Origin of the sequence: Vibrio sp. T9 (assembly GCF_003123985.1) — a bacterium.
Taxonomy (GTDB): domain Bacteria; phylum Pseudomonadota; class Gammaproteobacteria; order Enterobacterales; family Vibrionaceae; genus Vibrio; species Vibrio diabolicus.
The window spans coordinates 1-255 of record NZ_NIGY01000215.1; the positions used below are offsets into that span (position 1 = coordinate 1).

At 54.5% G+C, this 255-nt stretch carries 1 rRNA gene; it reads left to right on the plus strand.

The features are described 5' to 3' along the window. Window positions 1–255: ribosomal RNA gene (locus CBX98_RS26150) — 16S ribosomal RNA — on the plus strand; the annotation flags it as partial.

A 255-nucleotide genomic window follows, 5' to 3' on the forward strand; every position in this document is an offset into this window, starting at 1 on the left:
GCGAGTAATGTCGGGAACTCCAGGGAGACTGCCGGTGATAAACCGGAGGAAGGTGGGGACGACGTCAAGTCATCATGGCCCTTACGAGTAGGGCTACACACGTGCTACAATGGCGCATACAGAGGGCGGCCAACTTGCGAAAGTGAGCGAATCCCAAAAAGTGCGTCGTAGTCCGGATTGGAGTCTGCAACTCGACTCCATGAAGTCGGAATCGCTAGTAATCGTGGATCAGAATGCCACGGTGAATACGTTCCC